The 13,634-nt window shown below is 62.2% G+C and carries 9 protein-coding genes and 1 pseudogene; 4 read left to right on the top strand and 6 right to left on the bottom strand.

Annotation, left to right across the window (positions count from 1 at the left end; all coding sequences use genetic code 11):
• Positions 1–71: 71 nt before the first annotated feature.
• From J2W46_RS28325 to J2W46_RS28300, 6 genes and pseudogenes are all read right to left on the bottom strand, one after another.
• Positions 72–2,294 carry a TonB-dependent siderophore receptor gene (locus J2W46_RS28325; RefSeq protein ID WP_310358249.1) on the bottom strand — a complete coding sequence of 741 codons (2,223 nt, stop codon included), beginning with the start codon at positions 2,292–2,294 and terminating at the stop codon, positions 72–74.
• 277 nt (positions 2,295–2,571) lie between these two features.
• The gene (locus tag J2W46_RS28320) at positions 2,572–3,144 is read right to left on the bottom strand and encodes a cytochrome b (protein ID WP_310358247.1); all 573 of its coding nucleotides are present in this window, start codon (positions 3,142–3,144) and stop codon (positions 2,572–2,574) included.
• A gap of 159 nt (positions 3,145–3,303) precedes the next feature.
• Positions 3,304–4,038 (bottom strand): annotated as a pseudogene (locus J2W46_RS28315) (ABC transporter substrate-binding protein).
• A gap of 37 nt (positions 4,039–4,075) precedes the next feature.
• Positions 4,076–4,969, bottom strand: coding sequence for a GntR family transcriptional regulator (locus tag J2W46_RS28310; RefSeq protein WP_310358244.1), 894 nt, complete (start codon positions 4,967–4,969; stop codon positions 4,076–4,078).
• A 40-nt stretch (positions 4,970–5,009) separates the two neighbouring features.
• A complete protein-coding gene (acnA, locus tag J2W46_RS28305; protein WP_310358241.1) occupies positions 5,010–7,634 on the bottom strand; it encodes an aconitate hydratase AcnA in 2,625 nt (874 codons plus the stop codon).
• Positions 7,635–7,721: 87 nt separating this feature from the next.
• Positions 7,722–8,594, bottom strand: coding sequence for a GntR family transcriptional regulator (locus J2W46_RS28300; protein ID WP_310358239.1), 873 nt, complete (start codon positions 8,592–8,594; stop codon positions 7,722–7,724).
• A gap of 394 nt (positions 8,595–8,988) precedes the next feature.
• On the opposite strand from J2W46_RS28300, the gene J2W46_RS28295 reads away from it, so the two are divergent.
• From J2W46_RS28295 to J2W46_RS28280, 4 genes are all read left to right on the top strand, one after another.
• On the top strand, positions 8,989–10,359 hold the full coding sequence (locus J2W46_RS28295) for an NAD-dependent succinate-semialdehyde dehydrogenase (protein WP_310358238.1): 1,371 nt from the start codon (positions 8,989–8,991) through the stop codon (positions 10,357–10,359).
• 39 nt (positions 10,360–10,398) lie between these two features.
• Complete coding sequence (locus J2W46_RS28290) at positions 10,399–10,824, top strand: cupin domain-containing protein (RefSeq protein WP_310358236.1); 426 nt, start codon at positions 10,399–10,401, stop codon at positions 10,822–10,824.
• Positions 10,825–10,839: 15 nt separating this feature from the next.
• Positions 10,840–11,943 carry an isocitrate/isopropylmalate dehydrogenase family protein gene (locus tag J2W46_RS28285; RefSeq protein ID WP_310358233.1) on the top strand — a complete coding sequence of 368 codons (1,104 nt, stop codon included), beginning with the start codon at positions 10,840–10,842 and terminating at the stop codon, positions 11,941–11,943.
• Between the two features lie 108 nt (positions 11,944–12,051).
• Entirely contained in the window at positions 12,052–13,611 is a 1,560-nt protein-coding gene (locus J2W46_RS28280) for a serine hydrolase domain-containing protein (protein ID WP_310358231.1), read from the top strand.
• Positions 13,612–13,634: the final 23 nt, after the last annotated feature.

Raw genomic sequence — 13,634 nt, 5'->3', positions numbered from 1 at the left:
CCAGCCGTGCGGGCATGGACAGGCCGCTCTCGTGCAGCGCGGCACTCATCCCACAAATCGCCGCTGCACACTCAGAAGTCGGTTCTCGCCGAGAAGCGAATCGAGCGGGCCGGACCGACGATCAGCAACCCGTTGCCGGCCGCTGAAAAGTGGCGGTCGTTGGCAAGGTTATTTACGTTGAGCGCAAGGGTAGTGCGATGACCGGCGATGCGGGTCGTATAGCCCGCACCGAGCGTGTACACCGTATAGGCGGGGATAAAGGCCTGGTTGGCGTTATTCACCGCCTGACCGCCGGTGCGGAACATGCCCGCGCTCAAGCTGCTGCCCGGCAGGATGCTCGGATGATAGGTGACGCTGATGCTCAATGTGAAGTTAGGCGTGTTTTCCGGCCGAGTGTCCGACAACGCGGGATTCGACGCGCCGGAGGTGCGCGCATGCAGATACTGACCCGCCAGATTGAACGTCCATGCGCGGTTGACCTCACCGCCGAACGACGCCTCCACGCCTCTGTAGGTCGAGCGGCCGTCAGTCACGAACACATTCTGATCATTCAGTTGCGCGGTGCCGCGGTCGATATCAAAGTAGGCCAGGGTGCCGTTGAAGCCGAACAGGGCGCTCGAGCGGATTCCGACTTCCTTCTGCTTGGCGACCGACGGCGGTAGCGTCTGGAACGCGTTGACGGCCGTGCTGGGCGCGAGGCCCGTCTCCTGCAGTCCCGTCATATAGCTCGCATAGAGCGAGGTGTCAGGACGCAGCAGGAAGGTGACGCCAATGGCCGGCGAGTAATTAGTCGTTTGAAAATGGGTGCTTGGACCTTTTGCCTGCTGGGCGGTCAACGAATAATCGGTGCGACGCATGCCGCCGATCACTGTCAGGCGTTTGGCGAACGTTACGGCGTCGTAGATGTACACGCCAGTGTCCTTGCTGTCCTGCGGTAGTTCCACGATCGGCTGGGTGCGCACCGGTGCGGGTAGCGTGACCGGGTTGAACAGGTTTTGCGGCGTGCTGACCGATTGCACGGACGGATTGTTCTGATATCGATCGTTGTACATCACGCCGAACGTCAGATGATGCTCGAATAGAGCACCGGTGTTGAACTTGCCGTTGGCCTCGACGCGGGCATACTTGTTCACGTAGTCCTGATCACGCACGAGCTTGGTGACGAGCGTCCCCTGGCCGGTAATCGGGTCGTAGTTCATGAGCGTGGAGAGGTCGCGGGTGTCGCGGATAGTCTCGGCACGGCCAGCTTCTGCGAGTACTCTCCAGTCGTCGGTGATCTTGTAGTCCGTGCGCAACAGAATGTTCTGCGCCCGGGCCTTGTACGCGGCCCAATCACCCGAAAGCAGCCGGTTCGGATTTGGCACGGCGGGAAGCGTGATCTTACCGTTCACCGGAGAGAGCAGGCCGATGGTCGACTGCTCGGTGATCCTGCGCTCGTAATCCTCGAAGTCGAGTTTGAACGATAGGCGATTGGTAGGCCGCCAGTCGGCTGCCACACCCACGAAGTTGCGCGAACCTTCGACGTCGTCGATCGTACTCGACAGGTGACCGCCTGCCGCATTCACACGCAGGCCGAACTGATTGTCGGGACCGAAGCGCCGGCCCACGTCCACGCTGCCCACGATCTCTCCATTGGTCGTGCCAGAGATGCCGATGGACGCATTGGGCGTATCGCCCGCGCGCTTGGTGACCAGGTTGACGATGCCCGAGGGGCTCGCAATCCCGAAGAGAAGGGCCGCCGCACCCTTCAATGCTTCTTCGGCCTGCTTGTCTTCAAGCGGCATCGCGAGGAAGTTGTTGATGGGCAGTGCACCGTTGAGGCGGAAACTCGTGCGGCCTTCGAGCGCAATGCCGCGAATCGACACGTTGTCCGCCACCGACGCACCGGCCGAACTGGAGATGCCGGCCGCACCGCGCAAAGCCTCGTAGGAGTCGGTGGGCTGCTGCTGATCGATCGACGAACGCGACACCACGTTGACTGTCATCGGGATGCCGTTGGCGGCGCCGCTGCCGCTTTGGCCGGCGGCCGCTGCCTGGGCGCGCCGGGTCGCGGTCGCCGTACTCGCGCCGCTCGCGGGGGCGGTGCTCCCTGCCGCGCTATTCGGCGTGTCCGCGGCAGCAGGCACGTCGGCCGCTTGAACCGCCGCATCCTTACCGGCCAGGTCCGAGGACGACTGACTGGCTGCAGCCTGTGCATGCACGGCTCCCGGCATGACCACCACAGATAGTCCCAGGCTGGCTGCAGCGAGCGCCGCTCGCTTGCGTCTGGATGTCCGTGTTGATGTCTTCTCCATCTCACTTCCTTGTTTTTGTTTGCGACCTTGATCGACAGGCACGACGATCCCGCGCCTGGGTTTTCAGAGGCCGTGGTAATGGGGGTTACGTTGGTGAACTTAAGGGCGCTGTCGGCTAGAGGGATGGCTGGCCGAGTTGCCCAGTGCGTCGCGGAATGGGGCGAAGCGACTCGGCGACCATGCGGAAATCAGCTTTGGGTCCGCATATTTCCGCATCGATAAACAATGTAGTTATCCAGAATTGTCCAGGGAAGGGCAGATCTGTGATCGTGATCGGCTATTTCGATATCCCCGGCTGTGCGGGGCGCGTGCCGGTGCGTCCGGTCATGCGCCGTAAGGTGTCGTCCTTGAAGATCAGGTGATGGACCAGCGCGGAGAGCGCGTGCAGCCCGATGATCCAGTAGAAGGCATTGCCGATCACGATGTGAATGTCGTGAATGACCTTGCGGGCGAGCGGATCTTTTCCTACCAGTTGGATATGCAGATCGATGCCGGGCAGCACCAGAGGGAAGCCACTGCTGTTGAGCGTCAGGAGGCCGAGCAGAGGCTGCACGAAGATAAAGACATAAAGTGCGAGATGCGCGAGCCGCGCGAGAAAGGTCAGCGCGCGCGACGCTTCGATGTCGGGCGGCGTGCCATTCCACAAACGCCAGAGCACCCTGAGCACCGCCAATGTCAGCACGAGCGCACCGGCGCAGTAGTGCACGGTATTCCACATTACCCGCGCATCGGTGCCCTTGGGTCCGCGCACGAGCATCGCAGTGTAGGCAAGCGCGACGAGCGCGGCGATGATCCAGTGAAGCAAGACAGCGGGTCTGGAATAAGCTTGGGATACGGCTGCAGGACGCATTAAGTGCTCCGCCACGAATGGCTAGTGGGTTGATCGGTATTTGCCTTTCCTTGACGAAGGGCAATTTAATGATCAAAGAATGTCTCGGGAAGGGCAATCGGTTGATCGCGATCGACTATTCCGATATCCCGGTCCGTCCGTCCTCGAGTTCAGGGCCGCTCAGGCAAACGGCGCAACCGAGGCCCCGGCAATTTCATGCCGGGCGAGCGACGTTGAAACGAAGCCGGATTCTTTCATCTCTTCGAGGAACTGATGCAATACCGCAGGCGCTGCGGGGCCGCGTGTTCTTTGGCGTGCCGATCGTTTGCTGGACGACCATGAACCGCTCGTCGCGAAGCCGTAAGCCTGGCAGTCGGCTGGCATCGGCCTCAAGTCGTTGTTCACGCCCGCCGCGATCTCCAGCTCCTGCCCGACAAAGGTCTGAACGACGGTCGGCGAGGTTGGCTCGTGGACGGTTTGCGCGGCTTCGAGTGCCCACGACAGAAACAGCTCATACGCGCTGCCTTTGCCTTCCACCACCCTGTTGTCCGGCTGGTCGACGTCCCGTTTCGCGGTAATGGAAGAACTGTCGCGAACGAGGTCGAAGCCCTCGATCAGCAGGTACGGCGCGGTGAACGCAATCGCCTGAGCACGTAGCACATCGACTGCAAGAAAGCCGATATCGGCGCGCTCGTTGCTGATGGCCTCGACGGATTTGCCTGCCGCGTCGAATACCGCCAGCTCCAGTTCGACCGCCAAATGTTCGGTGAAGGCGCGGGTGAGATGGACCGATACGCCGAAAGGATCGCCTTGGGGTGGGACGCGGCTGGCGAGGATCATATTGCCTAAGTTGATCGAAGCACGCAGCTTCCCGGCGGGCGTTGGGGCGGTAACGATGAGTTGACCGAAGTCCATAGGTTTCAGGATTCGACAGTGTTCATTAAAGCGCGGCTCATGGTTGAAGGATTTCCCTGATGCGGGATAGGGCGTCGAGCGTATGCATCAGATGCTGACGGAGCGCTTCGGATGCCTCGTCGTTGCGCTCGCGTTCGAGCAGATCAAGCACATGCAGATGCTGTCTGCAGTGCTCGACATAGCGTTTGCGATGTTGCATCGATCGATAGGAAAGAATCCGACGAACCCGGTTGACCCGTTTGATCGTGTCGATAAAGAAGTTGTTTCCCGACGCTTCGATCAGCGATTCGTGAAAGCGTACGCCTCGATCGTGCAGCTGATCCGCAGTCGCGGTTTCAATGCCGCCCGCGAGCAGGTGAAGCTCGACGGCGCGACAGCGCTCGAGAATCTTCGGATCGAGGTGATAGCCGGGTTCGAGCAGTGCGGCGGGTTCGAGCGCAAGACGCAGGCGGTACGATTTGAGCAGACTGTCCGGCGTCGTGAGCATGGGCGAGAATCGCCAGCCGTAGCCGGGCTTGCGCTCAGCCCAGCCTTCCCTAGCGATTCGCGCGAGCACTGCGGTCAGTTGCGCGCTGGTGAGGCCGTAGCGGTTGCGGATCAGTTGCTCGGAGAATTCGTTAGGGAGTTCGCCCTTCAGCAGATCGTCGGCGATCTGGAGGTACACGCTTGTGATGACATCCGTCTCGCCCAGGCCGAACAATCCCACAACGTCGGAAAGCGGGTCTACGACCGGCTTCGCCACAAAGAAGCCGCGGTTCTTCTCGCGCGTCAGCACGCCTTTCTCATGCAACAGCGCGAGCGCCTCGTTCACCGGCGAGCGCGACACGCGTAAGCGGTCGGCCAGCATCTGCGCGGGCAGATGACTGCCGGCCTCCAGTCCTTCCGACCTGATCAGTTCGACAATCTGAGTTGCAATGGAGCGCTCAATCACGGGAATCGGCCTGTCTGCCGGCGCACGAACGGACTTGTCCTCAGCCCTTCTGGGCCGCGAGAGTGTTCTGCAATATCAGTGGGATGACGCCACCGGAACGCAGCAACTGACATTCCAGTTTTGTCTCGACCGCGGCAGTCGTCTCCACCGGTTCTATTCGCCCGTCAACGCGAACGACACGCACGGAAATCCGGCATCTCGGTGACAACGATTGCGCCGGCGCATCGACTTCGAGCGTATCGCCGGGCTGAAGGGCAAGCGTGTCCGGATGGATGCCGGACGCGAAGCGTAGCGGCAGAATACCCATGCCAATCAGATTCGAGCGATGAATCCGCTCGAAACTCACGGCCAGTACCGCGCGAATTCCGAGCAGCCGTTGGCCCTTCGCAGCCCAGTCACGCGACGAACCCGTGCCATATCGCTCGCCGGCGACGAGCACCACCGGATCGCCGTGTTCCCGGTACCGGTTGGCGGCTTCGAAGATTGGCAGCACGTCGCCGCTGGGCACATGTAGCGTATGCGCGACGGGCATGCCGGGTCGCAGCCGGTTTACTAGCGTGCGGTTGTAGAACGCGGCGCGCATCATCACTTCCCAGTTGCCGCGGCGCGACGCGAATACATTCAGGTCGTTGCGGTCGTCGCCACGCGAGACCAGAAAGTCGGCGACGAAGCTGTCTTTCGGAATGCCGCTCGCAGGCGAAATGTGATCTGTTGTGACGTCATCGCCAAGGACGAGCAGTGGATAAGCACTGTAGCTGCCGAGCTGGCTGCCTTCGGCGAGCGACGCAAACGGCGGCCGGCGCAACGCGGTGGAAGCGGGGTTCCACGGAAATTGGGCGCTCGCGGGCGCAGCGAGATCATGCCATGACGGATTCTTACTCGCGAGCGCAAATGCACGCGGGTAGTCGAGCGGGTCGGCTGCGGCGCTCAAGACTTCGGCCACTTCCTCGTTGGTGGGCCACAGGTCGCGCAGATACACCGGCGTTCCGTCAGCAGTGTTCTGGAGCGGTTCTTGGCTTAGATCAGCCGCGGCGTTTCCTGCAAGCGCGAAAGCAATCACAAGCGGCGGCGACATGATGAAGCTGAGGTCCATGTCCGGATGGATACGGCCAGGGAAGTTGCGGTTGCCGGACAGCATCGCCACGGGATAGATCGATTGCCCGGCCATTGCTGAGCGTACCGGCTCCGTGAGTGGTCCGGAATTGCCTATACATGTGGTGCAACCGTATCCGACAATAGCGAAGCCGACAGCCGCGAGATCATCGATCAAACCTGCGCGTTCGAGATACGCGGCGGCGGCGGGCGAACCCGGGCCGAGCGATGTCTTGATCCACGCCGGCACCCTGAGGCCCAGCGCGCGCGCCTTGCGGGCAACGAGCCCGGCAGCGATCAGCAAGGCAGGATCGGACGTGTTCGTGCAACTGGTGATCGCGGCGATCGCAACGGGGTACGTCGGCATAAGCCGGTGCGGCCGGACCGGTTTGAAGTCCAGTTGAACCAGTGCAGAGGAGGTTTGCGAATAGTCGAGGAGGTCTTGGGGACGACGCGGCCCTGCAACGTGCATACCGATACTTGCAAGATTGACGCTGATCGTGTTCGTGTAGCGCGGCTCGCTGACCGGATCGAACCACAGGCCCGCCTGTTTCGTGAACGCCTCGACCAGCCGGATTACTTTGGCGGAGCGGTTGGTCGAGCGCAGATAGGTCAGCGTATGGTGATCAACCGGGAAAAAACCGGTGGACGCGCCGTATTCAGGCGCCATGTTCGCCACCACCGCTCGTTCGCCGGCAGTCAGTGTTGACACGCCCGGCCCGAAGAATTCGACGAACTCGCCGGAGACGCCGATCTCGCGAAGCCGGTGCGTGACGGTCAGCGCGAGGTCCGTGGCGAGCACGCCCGGGCGCATCGCGCCGGTGAGACGAACCCCGATCACGTCAGGGATGCGCTGCATCACCGGCATGCCGAACATCACGGTCTGCGCTTCCAGGCCGCCCACCCCCCAACCAAGTACACCGATCCCGTTAATCATCGGCGTGTGACTGTCCGTGCCGATCAGCGTATCGGGCACAGCCCACGGTTCGCCGGCGTGCTCGACAATCGACACCACCGTCGCGAGTTGTTCCAGGTTGATCGTATGCATGATGCCCGTACCCGGCGGATGAATCCGCACGCCCTTGAGCGCTGCGGATGCCCACCGCAGAAACCGGTAACGCTCCGCATTGCGACGAAGTTCGAGTTGCAGATTGAGCGGGGCCGCGTCGGCTTGAGCGAAATATTCCACCGCGAGCGAGTGGTCGACCGATGAGTCCACAGGCAACATGGGATTGAGTGACGCGGGATCGACGCCGGCCTCGGCGAGCGTGTCCCGCATGGCGGCGATGTCGACCAGCGCGGGTGTGCTGGTGGTGTCGTGCATCAGGACCCGATTTGGCTGAAACGCGATTTCCACCTCGCTGGTGGCGTGCGCGGTCCATCCAAGGATGCCTGCCACGGCTTGCCGCCGTTCCTCACCGTCGGTATTCCGCATGACATTTTCCAGCAGCAGACGGAGTACGACCGGCAACTCGCACAATGTGTCGCCGAACTGGCCGGGAAGGTCGATATAACGAAAGCTGGCGTCATCGACGACCAATTGCGCTTCGTTCGAGGAGTATGTGGAATTCATGGCTTTATTTTTGCATTTTAGCGAGAATAAATGCAATCAATCTGGGCTATCAGGCACGTCGATCGCAATCGCAAGACGTTTTCGGCTTCAGTCGGACGTCTTCTCCCGAACAGCGTTGTGCAAGTGCAGCTTCAGGAAATCCGCCGCGGCCTCCCGCTGATCCGTGAGGAGCAGATCGATAAGCGTCAGATGTTCCTGGCAACGCCGCTCCGCCTGATCCCGGTCGACGGCTTTGCGGTATTCCATCAGCCGGCGTAGCCGGTCAAGACGGCGCAGACCGTCGACGATAAAAGCATTGCCCGAGCATGCCGCGATCGTTTCGTGCAAGCGGCTGTTCGCGTCGAAAAGCACCGCAGGCGACGCAGTGCGAACTCCGCCGTTCGCGAGAACCTCCTGTTCCGCCCGGCAGCGCAGCAAAGCTGCTCGATCGAGCTGAAACGTGGGTTCAAGTATCCCGGCCGATTCAATCAACAGGCGGTATCGATAACCTTGCCGGTACGTTTCGGCAGAGGTCAAAACCGGCTGAAACATCCATCCATGCCCCGGCCGGCGCTCTATCCAGCCTTCCTGCGCCATCCGCCGAAGTATCGCGTTTAACTGCGCACGCGTGACCCTGTATCGGCGCATCAGTTCGTTTTCCGTCACGCGTTCCGGAAGATCGCCGGCAAGCCGGTCTTCAGCAATCGCCAGGTAGGTCTGCTCGTTGGCATCGCCGGTCTCACGGGTCGCCGCGGCAGCGGCCGGCATGACTGCTTCGGCAACGGCGTATCCGCCATCGGGATGTGCGGCGACCACCGCTTGAGCAGCGAGACGCTTCAGCGCCTCGCGAACGGGCGAGCGTGACACGTGGAACCGCTCGGCAAGCGCGCGTTCGGGCAATCGTGTCCCGGGCGCGATAGGGGTCTGGACGATGTACTGGTGGATGTTCGCTGCGAGCACGTCAGCGAGGGCGCGTGTCATGTGGAAATCGGCTCCAGATACTTCGGCGTGATCGTACCACAACCCAAATTTGGATCTATAACAAGCCAAAGTACCAGTTCAAAAAAACCCGCATCGACAAGTATCAGTCTCCGCGACGAGCGCGCTTTCCCTAGTGTCGGGCGGGCAGAGGAGTGGGAGCGATCGAAAGATCGACCGTTGCTTTGTCCAGTTATACGAATAACAAAAAAAGCTGTACAAGGTTTTGTGAGTATATAAAATACCATTATTCTGCATTGGACCTCCCGCAGGCGCCGTTTCAGCCCGGCTACTATCGCGGCCCTCGGCTGTCCGGAGCGTCCGATTCCTGCTTGCCTAGCCGGCCGTACGCGCCCGCGCGTGCAGTCCGAACACTCCTCACATTCCAGGAATGCGCATGTTTCGCACTTTGAATCCAGCCACGGAAGGCGTCGAAGCCACCTTCGATGCCGATTCGCCCACCCGCGTCGAACAGGCGCTCGTGGAGGCGAGCGCCGCCCAGCGACGTTGGAGCCGCGAGCCACTCGCGCTGCGGGCGGCTGCGGTCGCGCGAATTGGCGACGTGCTGTTACGCCGCAAAGCGGAACTCGCCGCGCTGATCACACTGGAAATGGGCAAGCCAATTGTGGAGTCGGAAGCTGAGGTCGAAAAATCGGCGTGGACGTGCCACTTTTATGCGGAACACGCGGCGCAGTATCTGCATGATGAGACGGTCGCGAGCAACGCGAGCGAGAGCTTCGTCGTTTACGATCCGCTTGGCGTAGTGCTGGCAATCATGCCGTGGAACTACCCGCTGTGGCAGTTCATCCGCTTCGCGGCGCCGGCACTTTGCGCAGGTAATGGCGCCATCCTGAAGCACGCGGCCAACGTGCCTCAATGCGCGATGGCGATCAACTCGGTATTTGCGGACGCCGACCTGCCCGCCGGTCTTGTTGCGTCGCTATTGATCGAGTCGCAAGACGTCGCGGCGCTGATCGACGACCCGCGCATCGCCGCGCTTACGCTGACCGGCTCAACCGCCGTCGGCAAGCTGGTCGCATCGCAAGCCGGACGCGCGATGAAAAAGCAGGTGCTGGAACTCGGCGGCTCGGACCCGTTCATCGTGCTCGCCGATGCCGACGTCGAGGCCGCCGCGAAGGCCGCCGTGAAGGCGCGCTTCTCGAATACGGGGCAAAGCTGTATCTCAGCCAAGCGTTTCATCGTCGACGAGAAGGTCGCGGACCGCTTCGTCGAGCTGTTCTGCGCGGGTGTGAAGCAGTTGAAAGTCGGCGACCCGACCGAACGCGACACGACGATCGGCCCGATGGCGCGTGCGAGCCTGCGCGATGAACTGCACCGGCAGGTCGGGCGCACGCTCGAGGCCGGCGCTGTGCTGAAGGTGGGCGGCCAGCCGCTGGCCGGTCCGGGCTTCTTCTATGCACCGACGGTGCTCGACCGGGTGGCGCCGGACATGGTCGCCGCCTGCGAGGAAACCTTTGGCCCGGTGGCTGCCATCCTGCGCGTGGCCGAGACCCACTCGGCGATCGCGCTCGCGAATGCGACCGAATTCGGGCTCGGCGCCGCCCTCTGGACTGCCGATGTCCAGCACGCGAAAGAACTTGTCCGGCAAATCGACGCCGGTGCAGTGTTCGTCAACGGCGTGGTGGCTTCGGATGCGCGGCTGCCGTTCGGCGGCGTCAAGCAATCGGGCTACGGACGCGAACTCGGCGCGGTCGGCATTCGCGAATTCACGAACATCAAGACAGTTTGGATCGGGCCCGCTCGCTGATCCTGTTTCCCAACCCGACGTTGCACTCAGGAACACTTCATGACGATCACGACCCCTTCCGGCGCCGCGTTGCTGCAACCCGACCACCTTCCCACCTATGATCGCGGCGGCGGCGCCAGCACCACGCCGCTGGTCAGCAAAGCGCTAGGCTCGGACAGCTTCATCACCGGCTACACGTCGTTCGCGCCCGGCGTCGAAATTCCGTTTCATAGCCACAACTGTCAGGAAAGCGTCGTGTTGGTCGAAGGCGACGCGATTCTCGACATTGACGGGCTCGAGTACCGGCTCAAGCCACTCGATACCACCTTCATCCCGCCGAACTTGCCACACCGCTTCCGCAATGTGTCGAAGACCGCGCCGATGAAGATCCTATGGATCTATGCACGTGCCGACGCGACGCGCACTCTCGCCGACAGCGGCGAGACTCGACCCGTGTCCGCCGAGCACCGGACCCCTTCGAAATAACCTGAGCGAATCATCATGCGTATCCTTGTTTTGCCCGGCGACGGAATCGGCCCGGAAATCATCGCGGCCTCGATTGCGGTGCTTGAAAAAGCCGACCGGGCCTTGGGTCTCGAGCTTCAATTCGACTACGAAGATGTCGGCTTCAAAAGCCTCGACACATACGGCACCACGCTGCGCCCGGAGGTACTGGAAAAGGCCGCGGGCTACGACGGCCTGATCCTCGGGACGATCTCGCACGCCGACTACCCGCCGCCCGATAAAGGCGGGCGTAACGTGTCGGCGGCGTTCCGCTGCGGTCTCGACCTGTACGCGAACGTGCGGCCCTCGCGCACGCGCCCGTCTCTGACGTCGAACCTGCGCGAAGGCAAGCGCATGGACCTTGTGATCATGCGTGAGGCCACCGAAGGCTTCTACCCCGATCGCAACATGCACCTGGGATGGGGCGAGATGATGCCGTCGAAGGACATGGCGCTCTCGGTGCGCAAGATCACGCGTCGCTGCAGCGAGCGGATCGCGCGGCGGGCGTTCGAACTCGCGATGAAGCGCAGGAAGAAGGTGACGGCGATCCATAAGGCGAACAGCTTTCACATGACGGACGGATTGTTTCTCGAATGCGTTCGCCATGTCGCGAAGGACTTCCCCGAGGTCCAGCTCGATGATCTGCTAGTGGACGCGTCGGCGGCTCACCTCGTCCGTTCGCCAGAGCATTTTGATGTGCTGGTCGCCACCAACTTCTACGGCGACATTCTCAGCGATCTCGCCGCGGAGTTGTCGGGCAGTCTTGGTCTGGGCGGCTCAATCATGGCGGGCGATGCGCTTTGCTGTGCACAGGCGCAGCACGGTTCGGCCCCAGACATCCAAAACCAGGACAAAGCGAATCCGACCTCGATGATCCTGTCGGTCAGCATGCTGTTGCGCTGGATTGGCGAACATAGCGCGCAAGCCGCTTTTATCCTAGCCGCAGATGCGATCGAAGCAGCCGTCGACGCCGTGCTGGCCGACCCGGGTACGCGTACGGCGGATCTGGGCGGTACGATGGGCTGCCACGCATTCAGCCAGCAGGTCGCCAACGCGGTGGATGCCCGCCTGGCACTCGCCGATCCGATTTCCGGACGGTGATAGGTTGGACTGACTTCCTTCGCGGCGCCGCTGTCCCTAGGATCATGGGCGCGGCGGATGCATACAGTGCCCGCCATGGTCCCCGATCTCGTTTCACCCGGAGTATTCATGTCTGATCCTGTCGTCGATTCCGTCGCCGCGCCTCTTAACTCTCTCGCTGCCGCGCGGCATGACGACGGGCTCACACGTGTCGCACCGTCCGTTGTCGGTGTCGACGCCGATGCGGTAGGTGCCTTTCTCGACGATGTCGAATCGACCGGTCTCGATCTGCATTCGTTCATGCTATATCGCGACGGCCATGTCGTCGCCGAGGCATGGCGCTGGCCGTACCGCGCTGACCGCCCGCGCATCCTGCACTCGGTGGCGAAGAGCTTCACAGCCTGTGCGATCGGCCTCGCACTGGAAGACGGCATGTTCCGGCTCGACGACAAGGTGGTGGACTTTTTCCCGGAGGCGAGGCCCACGCCGGATCGCAGCGGTGCGGGCAACGACGAAAACTGGCTCGCGCAAATGACCATCGAGGATCTGCTGACAATGCGCCTCGGTCACGAGAGCGAGACGTCCGGCGCGCTATGGCGTTCGCTGCAGACGAGCTGGATCGCGGAGTTCTTCAGGATTCCGCTGGTCCATCGACCGGGCACCGCGTTTATGTACACCAGCGCGGCCAGCTACGTGCTGTCCTCGATCCTGAGCCGAGTGACCGGCGAGACGCTGCACGACTATCTGAAACCGCGCATCTTCGAACCGCTCGGCATTCAGGGCGAAACGTGGGACCTGGGGCCGGACGGCATCAATCCGGGCGGCAACGGTCTGACGGCCAAGGTGGTCGATATGCTGAAGCTTGGCATCCTGCACGCGCAGAACGGCGTATGGGAAGGGCGGCGCCTGTTGCCTGAGAAGTGGGTAAAACAGGCAACCCAGCCTCACGGCGAGCCGTTCAGGTATGGCTATCACTGGTGGACGCGCAGCGACGGTAACTTCAGTGCGATCGGGCGGTTCGTGCAGATGGTCACGGTGTTCCCCGCGCATGGCGCCGCGCTTGCCGTCACCGGCGCGATCAAGGGCAGTGGCCAGCTGTTTCCGTCAATTGACCGCCATTTCCCGGCCGCCTTTCGCACTCCGGCGACTGGCCGCGCAGCCGCCGCCGCCGACGCCGCGGCAGCCGACGCCCGTCTCGCGGCGAAACTCGCAGCATGGCAAAGCCCCAACGCGCCGGCACCGTGGAAATGCGTCTATGAAGCGGCCAACCCAGCGACCAACGCAACGCCGGTGCTGTCCGGCATGCGGCGTTTCACGATGGCGTCGAACCCGTACGGTGTCGAAGCGCTCGAATTCGGCTTCGCGGACGATCGTTGCACGTTCAACCTGCTCAATGCGCAAGGATGTCATACGATCGTCGCCGGTATCGGGCGCTGGATCGAAACGCGTACCGACATGCCGGGCAGCGATCTGCATCATGGTTACGATCTGGACAACAGTCCGGTCGTCGCACGCGCGCACTGGCTCGACGAAAAGCGTTTGCAGATGACGTGGATTTTCGCCGAAAGCGCGTTTCGCGACACCGTCACTGCGGAGTTTGACGGCCCGCAACTGGTGTTCCGGCGCGAAGTCAACATCAATGGCGCCGGCCTGCGCCATGACGATCTGAACGGCACGCTCGCGAGCTGAGCGTGACTGAACGCAGCGGTGCG

The organism is Paraburkholderia strydomiana (assembly GCF_031456815.1).
Taxonomy (GTDB): domain Bacteria; phylum Pseudomonadota; class Gammaproteobacteria; order Burkholderiales; family Burkholderiaceae; genus Paraburkholderia; species Paraburkholderia caledonica.
This window is presented reverse-complemented; position numbering and strand designations above follow the sequence as displayed.

Bases quoted from the DNA above. Each gene is read 5' to 3' on its own strand.
- J2W46_RS28285 (WP_310358233.1), top strand. From the start codon at position 10,840: ATGCGTATCCTTGTTTTGCCCGGCGACGGAATCGGCCCGGAAATCATC.
- J2W46_RS28280 (WP_310358231.1), top strand. From the start codon at position 12,052: ATGTCTGATCCTGTCGTCGATTCCGTCGCCGCGCCTCTTAACTCTCTC.
- acnA (WP_310358241.1), bottom strand. From the start codon at position 7,634: ATGAATTCCACATACTCCTCGAACGAAGCGCAATTGGTCGTCGATGAC.
- J2W46_RS28300 (WP_310358239.1), bottom strand. From the start codon at position 8,594: ATGACACGCGCCCTCGCTGACGTGCTCGCAGCGAACATCCACCAGTAC.
- J2W46_RS28290 (WP_310358236.1), top strand. From the start codon at position 10,399: ATGACGATCACGACCCCTTCCGGCGCCGCGTTGCTGCAACCCGACCAC.
- J2W46_RS28320 (WP_310358247.1), bottom strand. From the start codon at position 3,144: ATGCGTCCTGCAGCCGTATCCCAAGCTTATTCCAGACCCGCTGTCTTG.
- J2W46_RS28325 (WP_310358249.1), bottom strand. From the start codon at position 2,294: ATGGAGAAGACATCAACACGGACATCCAGACGCAAGCGAGCGGCGCTC.
- J2W46_RS28295 (WP_310358238.1), top strand. From the start codon at position 8,989: ATGTTTCGCACTTTGAATCCAGCCACGGAAGGCGTCGAAGCCACCTTC.